Origin of the sequence: Micromonospora sp. NPDC047738 (assembly GCF_040642675.1) — a bacterium.
Taxonomy (GTDB): Bacteria; Actinomycetota; Actinomycetes; order Mycobacteriales; family Micromonosporaceae; genus Micromonospora.
Window position 1 is genome coordinate 1 of sequence record NZ_JBEYSO010000016.1, and the last position, 14,441, is coordinate 14,441.

The window sequence follows — 14,441 nt, forward strand, 5'->3', positions numbered from 1 at the left end:
GGTCGCGCTGGTCGTCGGGGGCTGGTCAGGCTGCGGCGGCGAGGGCGGGACGGGAGGCGTCATCGGCGCCAGCGGCGATGGTGGCATCCCACGCCACCAGGGCAAGACCGTCATCGACAAGACCAGCGGGCACATGGTCATCCGCACGGTCGTCGACGAGGTCGAAGCCACAGCCGTCATCACCAGGACCAGTCGGGGGGACCGGTCGAAGACCGGCCCTACCCGGCACAGGGCAACACGCCCCGCGCCCAGGCGACGCAGGGCACCCTTCCCCGCTAGACCTCATGGCCTGGCGGGCAAGCGTCCGGAGGGACACGCACCAACGGACCGGACCCGGCTGCCCCGCGCAGCCCACCGGCACCAGGGCGTGAACGCGATCAGCACACCCACCACCGGTCACCGGCCACGCGGAGCAGCACTGGGCGCGGGATTTCACCTGCACGCCCATGCATCCCCGCCACGGTGGGAAACGATCCCGGAAACTCCATCCGACTCAGGATCACTTTGCTGACCAGAGACGCTGATGCCCTCACCGGCTCGTACGGTCAGGACGAGCGTGGATCCCCGGCATTTCACCCCCGGCCCGACGGGCAGCGGCAAGCCGATCCGGCCGGCCGCCGATCCGTTGGTCACCCCGACCGACGCCACGATGCCGACGAACGGCCCGGCACCCGCGACCGGCAGGCCGAGCATGAACCCGAAACGGAACTCCGCAGCCACGACGATGCCCTCGGCACCGATCGAAACGCCACGGATGGACTTCACGATGCTCTCCTGCACGGAGAAGGCCGGCGTCAGGACACTCGATTGGACGTATCCGATGGGTCCGTCGAGGCCCCACTTGCCGGTGGCCTTGATGTTGCCGTTCTTCGCCGAGAACCCGGTGCTGACGAGAAACTTGAACGTCTGCTTGAGGGTCGCCGGGAATCCGCCGATGATGATGGGCTGCTTCACCTCGATGGGCAGCTCGATCCTGACCTTCTTGTTGTCCGCCAACCCGCCTTCGGCACCGGCGGCGATGGTGATGGCGAGCCCCTCGACTCCGTCGATCCGGAACTGCGGGTGGGGGATCACGCCGTTGGTCACCCGGATGTCCCCCCCACGCCCGGAGGTTCCGGAGCAGCAGTTGGATGTCGAAGTCGACCTTGAGACGCTGCACGGCCGTCGAGTGCGAGGCGGTCAGCCCCATCTTCGACTTGTCCCTGTAAGCCTCGATGTCCCAGTCGCCGACCTTCTGGTTGATGCTCTTGGCCCGCGCGAACCCGGCTCGGGCGCCGGGGCGAAGACGATCGGCGGCACGGCGAGCCGGACATCGCCCGCGCCGATCGCGTTCACCCCCAGCCCGGTCGCCTGCCCGGCGTCCGGAACGACCGCCCCGGCCGGACCTCCGTCGACGACCTCGCCGAGCAGGTCAGGCAGCGGGCCGAAGGTCTGCGCCTCAGCGTCGAGCGGTTGGTCGAACGTGAAGTGGCCGTCCCGCACCACATCGGTCAGCCGCACCGGGGCCAGGGTGACGGCCTTGTCGCCGCCGGACCGCTCGATCTTGACCACCCGGCCGACCGCCTCGCTCGTGGCGAACATGATCTTACCGACCGCCACGTCCTTGGCACCCCGGGCGCTGCCGTCGATTACGTAGGTGAACCCGTCCCTGCTCACCGACCGGATGACCCTGCTGCCGCCCTCGACGAGCACCACATCGGGCTGGTAGACCACGGACCTGTCCGGCTTCGGGCCGTACCCGTACCGGTCGTCGGCCGGATCGGATCCGCCGAGGCCGACCTTTCCGCAGCCGGCGGTCAGCAGGATGACGACCAGCCCGGCCGCCATCCGTGCACGCCTACGCATGTTCGCTCTCGCCCCGCTCACAGCCGACCGGCCACCACCTGGATCAGGTCCTGCAACGGCTTGTGGTTCTCTTTCGGGTCGTTGAGCAGCACTAGGCGGATCGCGACCCATGTGCCCGTCTTCTGGACGAAGACCTCATTCGCCTGCGTGTCCAGGTACGCCTCGTCACCGATACCGGGCAGCGTCTCCAGTTCGTGTCCCAGCTGGCGCTCGATGTCGAGCATCTTCTTCGCGCCGTCGCCCACGTAGACCTCCACCTGGCCGGTCGGGCCGGTGGTCGGTGCCGTCCAGGTGCAGCTCTGTTGGCCGGCCTGGTGCGGGTCGAGCTTGAGCCGGGCCAGCGCGGCCGCCTCCTGATCGGTCACCAGGTCGCACGCCGTCGGTTCGGGCTTGTCGGCCGGTGCGGACGATGCGGCGTCTCCCCCGGGAGCCGTGGCAGTGGTCGCTGACGGTTGACCCCCGGCGCTCGCCGCCCGCGGCTCCTCCGATCGTCCGCACCCGGTCGCCGTGAGCAGCAGCACGGTGGCCGGCGCCAGGAGCAGCCGCCGGCCGGTACCCGCCCGCGTGGTCACGACACGCCCACCTGTTCCAGCGACTTCTCGAGCCCCGGGCAGTGCTTCGTCGTGTACTCCGACACCGGCGGCAGCGCCGTCTTGACCTTCGCCATGGTCGGGTTGAGGCGCGCGTAGGCCGCGGGGTCTTGGGCCATGCTCTTGCCCGTGGTGTCGATGACCGCGTCGTAAAATTCGCTGAGCGCCGCGACCTGGGTCTTGATCTCGGCCGGCGCCGCTGCCTTCAGATCCTTCACCCGGGCGTGCGCGCTGGCCACATCGGCTTTCCTGTCGGTGGCGCCCGGCGCGAACAGCGGATCGATCGAGGCGGTGAAGGCCTTCACCGCCTCGCACCAGCGGTCGCCGCCACCCGGCTTGCCCTGGCCTGTCGCGTCCCCGCCATCGGATGTCGCCTGCCCGCCGTCGGCCGCAGCGCTGGCACCTGCGCTGCCAGCCGGGCCGGCACCGCCCGCCGCGGGTGCCGCGTCGTCGGGCCCGCAGCCCGCCAACAGGAGCCCGACCGCCAGTGCGGCAACACTCCCCCGAATTCGTGTCATCGATCCCCCTCTGACGAGAGCGAGCTGACCGCCTCGCATAGGTCCAACCTCGCTGGACGACCCGCGGCACACGCCGGCGGCGTCCACTTGATCAGTCTGATCGGCCGGCTTCGGGAGTCGTTCAGGAATTGTTCAGGCGGACGGGCGCACCCGCTCGGGGAGCGGAAAGGCGACCGGCTCGACGTCCATCTCCCGCATCCGCGCGACGTACTCCTGGTAGCGGCGGCTCGCCTCGCCGTGCCGCCCGGCGGCCGACAACGCGTCGATCAGCCCCAGGTGGGCCGGCTCGTCGTAGCCGTCCTCGACGGTGAGCCGCAGGTACCAGCCGATCGCCGCCTCGGTGCGGCCCAGTTGCCGGCACCGCCTCGCCAGCCGGTGGATCACTTCGCGATGCAGGTCGGCCAGGACGGCACGGGGACGCTGCACCCAGTCTCCGACGACCTCGCCGTCGTCGCAGAGATCGCCGGTGTACCGGGCCACCACCGCCTCGAGGCGGCTCAGCAGCCGGATATCGCCATCGGTGCCCGCGGCCTCTGCCGGATCTGGGCTGCCGCTCGGCCGGGCCTTCGTCGTGCTCGCGCCGTCCGCCGCGATGGCCGCGCGGGCCGCTTCATAGAAGCGCAGCGCGTCCACCGCGACGTGCGCCGGGTTGATCCGGACGGTGGCCGGGTCGGTGGCGAGGTAGCGGTCAGCCGGATGCTGCCGGTCCGGATCGAGTACGCCCCGGACGGTCGAGATCAGGACGGACAGGCGGCGCAGCGCCACGTCCGTCCGGGCCTCCGGCCACAGCGCGGTGGCCAGGGCCTCCCGGGCGACCGGCTTCCCGAGCTGCCCGATCACCATCTTGAGCAGGTCCCGCGCCTTGCGGGACTGCCAGCTACCCACCGGCACGGGCACCCCGGCCAGCCGTACGGTGAACTGGCCCAGGGTTTGCACCTCGACCGCGGGGACGGGCGCCGGGCCGATCGACGCCAACGGGCCGGCGATCTGCCAGGCGCCGTCCTGCACGCCGATCTGCTTCAGCCGCTCGTATGCCATCTCCTCCGCCAGCTGGTCGCCGGAGAGACGTGCCTGCAGTAGGGCGTTGGTGGCGAGGGCGAACTCGTTGCCCAGTTCGGCCCAGATGGTCGCTGCCTCGGCCAGGCTGGCGAGGAGGCGGCGGACCCCCCGGCCGGACGCCGCCTCGGGGCCGGCCCGGTGGGCGGCGAGCGCGGCGAGCTCCATGGCCTCGGCCAGTCCGGCGGCGTCACGACGGCGGCCGGCCTCTGATCGGACCTGTTCGCCGTAACGTAGTGCGGCCTGCGAATCACCGGAGCAGAGGGCGACCCAGCCCGCGGCCAGTTCGGCGACGGTGGGCCCGGCGGCGCTGGGCATGGCCAGGGCGCGCCCGGCGTACTGCTCGGCCGCCACCGGATCGTCCGCGTAGCTGATCCGCGCGAGCCCCGCGCACGCCTCGACCAACACCTGGGCGTTGCCGTCCGGCTCTCCCATCGCCAGCGCCGCCTGGTAGGCGACCATCGCCTGGCGGGCAGCGCCACGGACCCGGTGCACCCGAGCGGCCAGCGTCAACCCGAAGGCCGCCAGCGGCGACCCGGCCTGCTGCCACCGGGCCACGGCCTCGTCCGCGTCGCTGCGCGCCCGGCGCAACTCGCCCAGCCCCAACCAGGCCTCCGCCCGGTTGTGCAACGCCAATGCGAGCAGCGTCTGGTGCCCGAGCAGCTCGCCGAGCCGGACCGCCTCCCGGAGTTCGTCGACGGCCGACCGGTAGCGTCCCTCCTCCACCAGGCGTGAGCCGACGTTGCACCGGATCCGGAGTTGCTGGCCGAAGTCGCCGGCCCGCTCGGCCGCCGCGAGCGCCCGGGCGTACGCGTACTCGTTGTCGGCCCGGTTGCCGTCGCTGAACGCGACCAGCGCCTGCGCCACGTACGCCGCCGCAACCGCCGAGTCGTCCCCGCTCTGCTCCGCGACGCGGACGGCCTCCTCGGCGAGTTGCCGGGTCTGCGCCTGGTCGCCCCTCGCCCAGCGGGTCGCGGCCAGGCCGGCGAGCACCTGGGCGCGGTCCGCCAGCGCGGACGGCCCATGGTCGGCAGCGTCCAGTGCCGCGCGTTGGTAGCAGCGTTCGGCCGCGTCGAACCGCCCCCGATGGTGCAGCAGCACACCGAGGCGCCAAGCCACCGCCGCCGGCAACGGCGCGTCCGCCGGCACGGCCGCGAGATGGCGCAGGGCCTCGTCGTAACGCCCGTCGTGTACGGCCGCCTCGACCAGACCGAGAACTTCAAGCCGGTCAGGACCAACCGGGTCGGTGGTCTTGGCGCCAACGCCTTTCATCGGAGTCACCTGTCACTGGTCCTCGTCATCCGATCCGGGTTGACGGCACCGTCAACTGCCGACCGTATCCCGCATCGTCAAGTGTTCTCGCTGCCTCGTGGTACGCCACGACAAGCACACCGAGGAGGCTGGCAAGGACCAGCCCGACAACAATGCGAAAGCGCATCATTTCTCCTTGGACCCGGGGAGATATGGCGGATTTTCGCAGCCTAGGCCGCTCCGCCCGGTTCGCGGATCAGTGCTACCTCGAATCTGGAGCGTCGCCTCGCCGATGGCGATGTGCGGGCCTCCTTCCCGCCGCTCGGGCCGGCCGGCCGATCCCGGTCGGCCTGGTCGCTGCCGCCAAGTCGGATGTCCGGCGACTTCGTCAGGCCCACGTCGGGCCGCCGCCAGCCGGCGTAGGGTTTGCCCTAGTCACCGCCCCGGGGAAGCCACCCGGCACCCGTTGGTGGCGGTGACGAAGAAGTTGTCCTGTCGGTCCTCGGACTCGCTCGCGTGTCCTGGCCGCGCTTGACCGCGGGGGCGCTGGTGGAGCGGCTACGCCGGGGCTTACGTCCGGTCACCGAGAAGACCAACGTCACTACCGCCGAACTGTTCTTCGACGTGGTGTTCGTCTTCGCGTTCATCCAGGTCACCACCCTGATGACCGCGGAGCACAATGCGCTCGGTGTGGCCCACGGGCTGCTGGTGCTCACCTTGCTGTGGTGGTCGTGGTCGCTGTTCGCCTGGCTGGGCAACCGGGTGAGGGCCAACTACGGTCTGTCGCGGCTGGTGATCCTCACCGCCACGCCGGTCCTGTTCCTGCTGGCCGTCACCATCCGGGAGGTGTTCGACGACCTGCCAGGCGGAGTCGACAGCGGGCTTCTGTTCGTCACCCTTTTCGTCCTGGTACGCGTGTTCTACCTGGCTCTGCGGCTGTACGCCACGCCGGGGCTGCGCGTGCGCGACGTTTCCGCGCTCACCATACCGTTGAGCGTCGCCACCGGCCTGTTGCTGACCGCGGTGCTGCTGCCCACGTCCGGCCTGCCTGCCGAGCGGGTCAGGCTCGGCCAGGTGCTGCTCTGGGGGGTCGCCGTGGCCGTCGACTACGGCTTCGGCATGGCGCTACCGATTCCCGCACGGGCCATCTTTTCCGCCCGGCACTGGGCGGAACGGCACAATCTGATCATCATCGTGGCGCTCGGCGAGGTCCTGGTCGCCATCGGCATCGCGGGCACCGACCTGCCCAACACACCGGGCCTGCTCATCGCCTCCGCGTTCGCGGTCCTCGTCGCCGGCGCGCTGGAGTGGATCTATTTCGACCTCTCCACGCTGACCGGGGAACACGCCATACGCGGGGCCCAACCGGTCCGCCGGGTGGCCCTCGCCCGGGACGGCTACACCTATCTGCACCTACCGATGATCGCCGGCATCATGCTGCTCTCCGTCGGACTCAAGCACACCCCGTCACTGATCGGAGACATCAACGCCTACCACCGTGGTGACCCGCTCGACACACTCGGCCGCTACGCCCTCTACGGCGGGGTCGCGCTGTTCCTGGCGGCCCACGCGGCATTCCAGTGGCGGCTGAGCCGCAGGGCCCGCGCCCTGGTCTGGCCCCGGCTCGCCACAGCAGTCGCGCTCCTCTCGCTGCTGCCCGTCACCGCCCGAATCTCCGCCCTCCAGGCGCTGGGATGGCTGGCCGTGGCCTGCCTGGTCACCGCCGTGGTGGAGGTCGTGGTCAGCCGGCCGCTACGGCGCCAACTGCGACAGGCACTCTCCGCGGAAGCGGAGACTGGCTCCCCCGAAAACCGCGAGGCCGACCCGGGCGGGACGGGCTTCTCATAGTCGCGCCACCACCTCAGTTGACCGGATGGACGGTGATACCCGCCTGGGTGGCCTTGTCGGACGCATCCCTCCGGGTGTACGACGTCCAACCGCCGGTGTGCCGGGGTGGTGTCCGGCGACGATGAGCGGTGTGGGACTGCGGGAAGGCGGTGGAGAGGGTCAGGAGCTGTTGCAGCGTCGCGAGGACGTGCGGCAGGCCAACTTTCTGGAACTGTTCGTCGACCTGGTGTTGGTGTTCGCCCTGGCCGGGGTGGTCAGCCGGGTGGGGCGGGACCTCGTCAGCCACGACATTGTCGTCCGATGGCGGGCGATGGCCTACCTGCTCGTGCTGGCGCTGCCGCTGATCTGGTTGTGGATCACGACCGCGCATATCACCAGCTGGTTCGACCCTCGCCGCCCCAAGATCCAGTGGATCGTGCTGGCCAGCGCCTTCGGGATACTGGTCATGTCGTCGTCGCTGCCGTCCGCGTTCATCGGCCGCGGGTTGGCGTTCGTACTGCCGTACGTGATCCTGCAGTTGGGCCGGCCGCTCATCCTGATGCCCGCGCTGCGCGGACACCCCCTGCAACAGCTCTACCGCCGGTCGCTGCCATGGCACGCGGTCTCGGCGGGGATCTTCTTCGCCGGCGCCGCCGTCAGCGGCGGCGCCCGCGCCGCCCTGTGGGGGGCCGGCGTGACCGTGGACATCGTCGCCGCGCAGCTGCGCTGGCCGGCACCGGGAACGCCCGAACCGCCGGTCAGTGCTTGGGCCACGGACAGCAAGCACCACCTGCCCGAGCGCTACCAGCAACTCCTGATGATCGCCCTCGGAGAAACCGTGCTCGCGGTCGGCACCACGTTCACCAGCGAGCCGATCAGCCTGGCCACCTCGACGCTGCTGGTGGTGGCGTTCCTGTCAGTAGTGCTGCTGTGGCGCATCTATTTCTACCGCTCCGGGCAGATCCTTGCCGATGCCCTCGCCGCCGCAGGGGACAGGGACGCCGCCGGCCGCGCCACCGGCACTGCCCACGTCCTCATGGTGCTGGGCATCGTCGCCACCGCCGTCGGCTTCGAGGCCGTGCTGAAACATCCGGGAGGCACGCCTGAACCCGCGTGGCTCATCGCCAGCCTCGGCGGCCCGGCGCTGTTCCTCTACGGTCGTATCCGTCTGGAACGCATCGTGTACAACCGGCTCTCCATCCGCCGCGTCGTCGCCATCGCCGCCCTGGCAGTCGGCGCCATCCCCCTGTACTTCGCCCCGCCGCTAGCCTCTCCGGTCGTTGCCGGACTCATACTGCTCGCCGTCGCCCTCGCCGACGCCCATCACGCCGCCGGCCGTCCCCCCGAAGCCCCCTCCCCGGCACACTAGGCCGGCCAAGCGAGACGCTCCCGTTGACGTCGCCGGTATGGTCCGGTGGCGGCGGGTAGATCATCGACGTTGAGCAGGGGTGACCGGTGTTCCTCTGGGTGCATTACACCGACATGGTGATCGCGCTGCTGGCTGTGCCCATCGCCGTGGCCGCGGGCTGGGTCGTGATGCGTCCCCCGGCCTCGGCAGGCACCAACGGTTCGCGGATGTGGCGGCTGCTGTCTGGGCTGCTGCTCGGCGGGGCTGCGCTGCGGGTGGTTGCGGCTCTGCTCCTGCTGCCGAACGGGTGGGACTTCGCGGGGCCGAGGTTGGTCTTCGTCGCCCCGACGCTGGCGGTGGTCGCGACGGTTCACGCGGTGTGGGTACGCCCGATGCCGGGGTCGCCCGGTGGCGAGTGGCGGGCAGCCAGGTGGCTCGGCGACTACTGGGCGGCGGCGGTCGCGGTAGGTGCGGTGCTGGTGGCCAGCGCGGCGCAGTTGGCCGGCACGGGCGCCGCTGCGGTGACCGGTGTCGGTGTCCTCGGCGCTGCCGCGGTGGGATCGGTGTGGCGGCGGACCCGATGGAGTCGGCGGTCGGCCGGCCGGTGGTGGCGTACGGCGGCGAAGGGCGCTCTCGGCGCCGCGGTGGCCGCCGCGGTGCTCGCGGCGATGTCCACGGCCAGCCGGCTGCCGGCGAGCAACAGCATGACCGGCGGCCCCGCCGACATCGGCGGCGGCGGCATGGTCGGTCATCGCCACCACGGTGGTGTCAGTGTGACCACGTTGACCGGCACCGACACCGACGGCGTGCCGGCACGCCGGTTCACCTTGACCGCGCAGCCCGCCAGGATTCGACTGGATTCGGGGCAGCAGGTGGAGGCATGGACGTTCAACGGCGTCACGCCTGGCCCGCAGCTGCGGGTCCGGCAGGGGGACCTGGTGGAGGTGACGCTGGTCAACCGGCTGCCCGGCGTGGGAGTGACCCTGCACTGGCACGGCGTGGACGTGCCCAACGCGATGGACGGCGTGGCGGGGGTGACCCAGGACGCGGTCCCGCCAGGCGGCCGGTTCGTGTATCGGTTCCGGGCCACGCAGGTCGGCACCTACTGGTACCACTCCCACGAGATGTCCTCCGTCCAGGTTCGTCGGGGCCTGTTCGGGGCGCTCGTGGTCCTGCCCGCGAACGCGCCCGAGCAGAGCGGTGACGTCGATGAGACGGTGCTGCGGCACACCTGGGTCGACGAGGACGGCGTCGCGACCCTCGGCGTGACCACCGGCGTGCAGCGGCGACAGGCGCCGGCCGGCCAGCAGGTGCGGCTCCGGCTGGTCAACACCGACGGCAACCCCGCCACCTTCACCCTGACCGGCGCCCCGGTACGGGTCGTCGCGATCGACGGCACCGATGTGCACGAACCGAATCTGCTCAAGGGCGTGCGGATCCTGGTCGGCGGTGGGGCCCGCTACGACCTGGCGTTCACGATGCCCGACCGGCCGGTTGTCCTCCGCGCAGACGGCCCGGCGATCGTCTACAGCCCCGACGGGCACGCAGGCCCCGGCCATCCGGGTCCGGCACCGGCGCTGCTGGACCCCGCCCGCTACGGCACGCCCGCCGCCACCCCGTTCGGAGCGGCCAGCCACATCGACCGGCGCTTCACGCTACGCGTCGACGAGCGGCTCGGCTTCTACGACGGCCGCCCGGCGGTGCGGTACACGTTCAACAACCGGTCGTTCCCGGACGTGCCGATGCTCATGGTCTCCCCCGGTGACCTGGTCGAGGTCACCTACGTCAACCGCAGCGGCCAGCACCATCCGATGCACCTGCACGGGCAGCACATGCTGGTGCTGAGCCGGGACGGCAGGCCCACGAGCGGGAGCCCGTGGTGGGTCGACACCCTCGACGTCGGGCCAGGCGAGACCTACCGGGTGGCGTTCCGGGCGGACAACCCCGGGATCTGGATGGACCACTGCCACAACCTCGAACACGCCGCCAACGGCATGATCCTGCACCTGGGCTATTCGGGCATCACCACGCCCTTCCAGACCGGGCACGGCACCGCCAACCATCCGGAGTAGGCCTGCTGGGAGGCCTGACCCGGGCCCGGAATCTCCACGCTGGCGCCACGGCGGACCGTCACCGGCAGCGCCGCCCGGCGTCCCGCCAGCTGCCCTGCCGATCACGCACTGTCGGCATGCCGGGCGCGCCGATCACGTTGGGTCATCGGCGGAATGTCACTTCCCGCACCAAGCTCCAGACGCGGTTCACGCTACAGACTGGCGACGATCACCCCATAGGGTTTCCCAAAAGATCTACCAGAGTGGATCAACGGGAGGACCACGTGATCGACGGAAGTCAACGACGACGGATCCGGCGCCTCGCGGCCCTGGGAGTCGGCGTACTCCTGGCCAGCCTGCTCACGCCCACCCACACCGCCCAGGCGCAACCGGACCCGGCGCCCGCGGTCGGCAAGGCGTCCTTCAGCAAGCCCGCCGCCTTCGACGTCACCGCGCCGCTGCGCGACGTCGCCCGCACCGCCCGGCGCTCGGTGGCGCCCACGCCGCCGCAGTTGCCCGAGGAACGCGGCCCGCGGCTGAGCGACCGCGGCCACACCCCCGACCAGGCGGTCCAGGCCAAGAAGCCGCCCCGCACGATCGGCGGCACCACCGCGAACTTCGAGGGCCTCAGCAACCAGGACAACTTCAACGTGCTGGGCGGCCGGGTCAACCCGCCCGACCCGATCGGCGACGTCGGCCCGAACCACTACGTCGAGATGGTCAACCTGGTCTTCGGGGTCTACGCCAAGACGGGCCGGCTGCTGCTCGGTCCCCTCGCGCTCGGGGACCTGTGGGCCGGCTTCGCGGTCGACGAGTGCACCGAGCACTCCGGCGACCCGGTCGTGCTCTACGACCAGCGGGCCGACCGCTGGATCCTCACCCAGTTCACCACCCGCGGCTCGGACTACCCGAACGAGCCGGCCAACCTCTTCTACAACTGCGTCGCCATCTCCACCACCGGCGACCCGACCGGCTCCTACTACCGGTACGCCTTCAACACCGGCTACAACTTCCCCGACTACCCGAAGTACGGGATCTGGGGTGACTCCTACCTGATCACCACCCGCGAGTTCGGCACCGTCGACCCGTCCGTCTACGGCATCGGCGTCTACGGCCTCGAACGGGACCGGATGATCGCCGGCGACCCGGACGCCCGGGCGGTGAGCTACCTGCTCCAGGAGGGCCGAGTGCCGTTGAACCTCATCGGCGACGGCCTGCTCCCCGCCGACGCGGACGGACCCAAGCCGCCCCCGGCCGGCTCGCCCGCACCGATCGTCGGCACCCAGGACGACGGTGCCGGCTACGGCGCCACCTTCGACGCCGTCAACGTCTGGGAGTTCAGCGTCACCTGGAACGCGGCCCCCACCGCCTCGATCGGGCTCAAGACCCAGCTGCCGACCGCCGGGTTCGACTCGGTCTTCCCCTGCCAGCCGACCGCCCGCGACTGCCTGCCCCAACCCGGCATCACCAACCGCGACCAGTACCTCGACGTGCTCTCGTACCGGCAACGGCCCACCTGGCGGCTGGCCTACCGGACGTTCGGCTCGTACGAGTCCATGGTCACCAACCAGTCGGTGGAGGCGCTGCCCGGGCAGGCCGGCGTCCGCTGGTGGGAGCTGCGCCGTGACAAGCGCGGCACCTACACCATCCACCAGGAAGGTACCTTCGCCCCCAACGACACCGTCAACCGCTGGATGGGCAGCATCGCGCAGGACCGCAAGGGCAACATCGCCCTCGGCTACAGCGTGGTCAACGGCACCGATGTCTACCCCGGCATCCGGTACACCGGCCGCCTCGCCGGTGACCGGCGCGGCGAGCTCACCCTGGGCGAGGCCACCGTCGTCAACGGCACGGCCGCGCAGACCAGCCTCAACTCACGCTGGGGCGACTACAGCTCGATGAACGTCGACCCGGTCGACGACTGCACCTTCTGGTACGTGAACGAGTACTACACCCAGGCCGGGGCCGCCCAGGCGCCCAACGGCAACGGCTGGCAGACCCGCATCGCCAGCTTCCGCCTACCCGGCTGCTGACCGGCACCATCGGGCGGGCGGCCATGGCGGCCGCCCGCCCGATGCCTCTTCCTCACCCCGCCCAGCCGCGCGTCACGGCTGGAACGGGACGCGCAGGTCGTGGCCGTCCGGGTCGAGGGTGTAGTGCTGCACCGCTCGGGCCCGGTACAGCCGGTACGCCGCCGGGGCCACCACGTCCGCCCGCTCCAGCACGGACACCCCGCGGGCCGCGGCCGGCCCGTTGTAGACGTCGATGCCCGCGTCCAGGTCCGGGCCGGTGAGTTCCTCGCCGATCGCCGTCAGGTAGACCGCCCGGCCCTGGTACACCGCCACCCGCGAATCGAAGATCACGATGCTCAGCTCGGGTCGCGTCGCCAGGTTGCGGGAGTGCCGCGTGTCGGCCTTCGAAGCCCAGTAGAACGCCCGGTAGTCTGCCGTCACGAAGTAGACGGGTGACACCCACGGCGCGCCGGTCTCGTCCACGGTGCCGAGCGTCAGGTAGAAGTTCGCGTCGATGACCGCCCTCGCCACGGCGGAAAGCTGCTCGCCGTTCACGCGACCACCTGCAGCTCACGCGGTTCGGCCGTCGCGCGCTGCCGCTCCAGCCGAATCGACCAGCGGCTGGTGAGCAGCAGCCCGGTGCCGGCCGCGAGGAACAGCCCGCCGAGCAGCAGCCAGCCGGGCGCGCCCCACCCGGCGAGCAGCGCGGTGAGCAGGCCAGGGGCGAGCATCATCGCGGCCCCCTCGCCCACGCCGAACATGCCCTGGTATTCACCGTGCGCCTCCTCCCGGGTCATTCCCACCGACAGACCGTACCCGCTGCCGACGAAGAAGAGCTCGCCCAAGGTGTGCACCGCGGCGGCGGCGAAGAGCAGCGCGATCACCGCGGTCCCGGCGCCGCCGTCGGTCGTCGCGAAGAGCAGACAGGACACCGCGAGCGTCCCACCGGACAGGATGGACAGTCGACCAGCGCTACGCACGGTCGCGGCCGCGCGGGTGAACCGGTTGAGCAGCAGCACGATGACCACGCCGTTGAAGGCCAGCAGCACGCCCATCGTCCACGGTGGCGCCTGCGTGTGCGTGGTGAGCCAGACCGGCAGGCCGGAGTCGAGCAGGCCCCAGTTCAGCGCGAGCACCCCGTTGAGCACGGTGAGCACGAGGAACGGCCGGTCGCGCAGCACCAGCACCTTGCGCTTGACCTTGCGCTCGCGCAACGACTCCACATGCGGCACCCGGGACATCAGCAGGGCGAACGCCAGGTTGGCCGAGCCGCAGAACAGCACCAGGGCGACGTATCCGGCCCGGCTGTCGAAGACCAGTACGACGATGCCCACCAGCGAGCCCGCGACCGCGCCGACCTCCTTCATGACATGGCAGTTGGAGATCGCCTTCAGCCGGTCGGCGCCGCTGGTCAAGCCGGACAGCACCGCGATCCGGATGCCCGGCGCCGCCCGCTCGACCGTCACCACCACGGTCGTCACCAGCATGGCCGACCAGAAGTCGCCGACCAGGGCCAGCGACATGGTGGCGAGCCCCTGCACCACCGCCACGACGATCAACACCTCGCGTGGACCCAGGCGGTCGGCGAGGTAGCCGAACGGCATCCCGGCGACCATGCCGACCACACCCGCCGCGGTGATGCCGAAGCCGAACTCGGCCGGTGACAGCCCGACCGAGCGCAGGAAGAACAACGCCCAACAGGCGTACCAGGCGCCCCGACCGACCGCGAGCACCAGGGTCGCGACGTAGATCGGACCGACCGGCGCCTGCCAGAACACGCGCCTGGTCCATCCGGGCCGCCACCGGACGCCCTGCTCCTCGATCGCCGCCACGCAACCCCCTCCGCCGTTGCCCGCCCAGCATCGCGTCGCCCGACGGCCCGGGCATCTCCGATATTGCGCTTTTGTTCCACCGGGCTGCGGGGCGAGGGCCGTGCGCACGAT

Annotated in this window: 12 protein-coding genes; 4 read left to right on the top strand and 8 right to left on the bottom strand. The window is 71.0% G+C overall.

The features are described from left to right. Positions 1-432: 432 nt before the first annotated feature. The 5 genes from ABZ783_RS23235 to ABZ783_RS23255 all read right to left on the bottom strand — a co-directional run bounded on the left by ABZ783_RS23235 (position 433) and on the right by ABZ783_RS23255 (position 5,281). Entirely contained in the window at positions 433-1,086 is a 654-nt protein-coding gene (locus ABZ783_RS23235; RefSeq protein WP_357441651.1) for a hypothetical protein, read from the bottom strand. A 93-nt stretch (positions 1,087-1,179) separates the two neighbouring features. Further along, a complete protein-coding gene (locus tag ABZ783_RS23240; RefSeq protein WP_357441653.1) occupies positions 1,180-1,845 on the bottom strand; it encodes a hypothetical protein in 666 nt (221 codons plus the stop codon). 17 nt (positions 1,846-1,862) lie between these two features. Further along, entirely contained in the window at positions 1,863-2,210 is a 348-nt protein-coding gene (locus tag ABZ783_RS23245; RefSeq protein ID WP_357441654.1) for a hypothetical protein, read from the bottom strand. A 203-nt stretch (positions 2,211-2,413) separates the two neighbouring features. Beyond that, a complete protein-coding gene (locus tag ABZ783_RS23250) occupies positions 2,414-2,953 on the bottom strand; it encodes a hypothetical protein (protein WP_357441656.1) in 540 nt (179 codons plus the stop codon). Positions 2,954-3,085: 132 nt separating this feature from the next. After that, positions 3,086-5,281: a BTAD domain-containing putative transcriptional regulator gene (locus tag ABZ783_RS23255; RefSeq protein WP_357441658.1), complete on the bottom strand. Its 2,196-nt coding sequence runs from the start codon at positions 5,279-5,281 to the stop codon at positions 3,086-3,088. Positions 5,282-5,776: 495 nt separating this feature from the next. Between ABZ783_RS23255 and ABZ783_RS23260 the strand changes: the two genes are divergently transcribed. Continuing rightward, positions 5,777-7,108: a low temperature requirement protein A gene (locus ABZ783_RS23260; RefSeq protein WP_357441660.1), complete on the top strand. Its 1,332-nt coding sequence runs from the start codon at positions 5,777-5,779 to the stop codon at positions 7,106-7,108. Between the two features lie 13 nt (positions 7,109-7,121). Here the strand turns inward: ABZ783_RS23260 and ABZ783_RS23265 are convergent, their stop codons facing one another. Beyond that, positions 7,122-7,394, bottom strand: coding sequence for a hypothetical protein (locus tag ABZ783_RS23265; protein WP_357441846.1), 273 nt, complete (start codon positions 7,392-7,394; stop codon positions 7,122-7,124). On the opposite strand from ABZ783_RS23265, the gene ABZ783_RS23270 reads away from it, so the two are divergent. The 3 genes from ABZ783_RS23270 (at position 7,359) to ABZ783_RS23280 (ending at position 12,519) form a co-directional block, all read left to right on the top strand. After that, on the top strand, positions 7,359-8,456 hold the full coding sequence (locus ABZ783_RS23270) for a low temperature requirement protein A (protein WP_357441837.1): 1,098 nt from the start codon (positions 7,359-7,361) through the stop codon (positions 8,454-8,456). The genes ABZ783_RS23265 and ABZ783_RS23270 overlap by 36 nt on opposite strands. Positions 8,457-8,542: 86 nt before the next feature. Further along, entirely contained in the window at positions 8,543-10,507 is a 1,965-nt protein-coding gene (locus ABZ783_RS23275; RefSeq protein ID WP_357441662.1) for a multicopper oxidase family protein, read from the top strand. 263 nt (positions 10,508-10,770) lie between these two features. Then, a complete protein-coding gene (locus tag ABZ783_RS23280) occupies positions 10,771-12,519 on the top strand; it encodes a hypothetical protein (protein ID WP_357441664.1) in 1,749 nt (582 codons plus the stop codon). 72 nt (positions 12,520-12,591) lie between these two features. Here ABZ783_RS23280 and ABZ783_RS23285 read toward each other — a convergent pair whose 3' ends face one another. After that, on the bottom strand, positions 12,592-13,053 hold the full coding sequence (locus ABZ783_RS23285) for a pyridoxamine 5'-phosphate oxidase family protein (RefSeq protein WP_357441665.1): 462 nt from the start codon (positions 13,051-13,053) through the stop codon (positions 12,592-12,594). Continuing rightward, the gene (locus ABZ783_RS23290; protein ID WP_357441667.1) at positions 13,050-14,330 is read right to left on the bottom strand and encodes an MFS transporter; all 1,281 of its coding nucleotides are present in this window, start codon (positions 14,328-14,330) and stop codon (positions 13,050-13,052) included. The genes ABZ783_RS23285 and ABZ783_RS23290 overlap by 4 nt, the downstream gene beginning before the upstream one ends. Between the last annotated feature and the right edge of the window lie 111 nt (positions 14,331-14,441).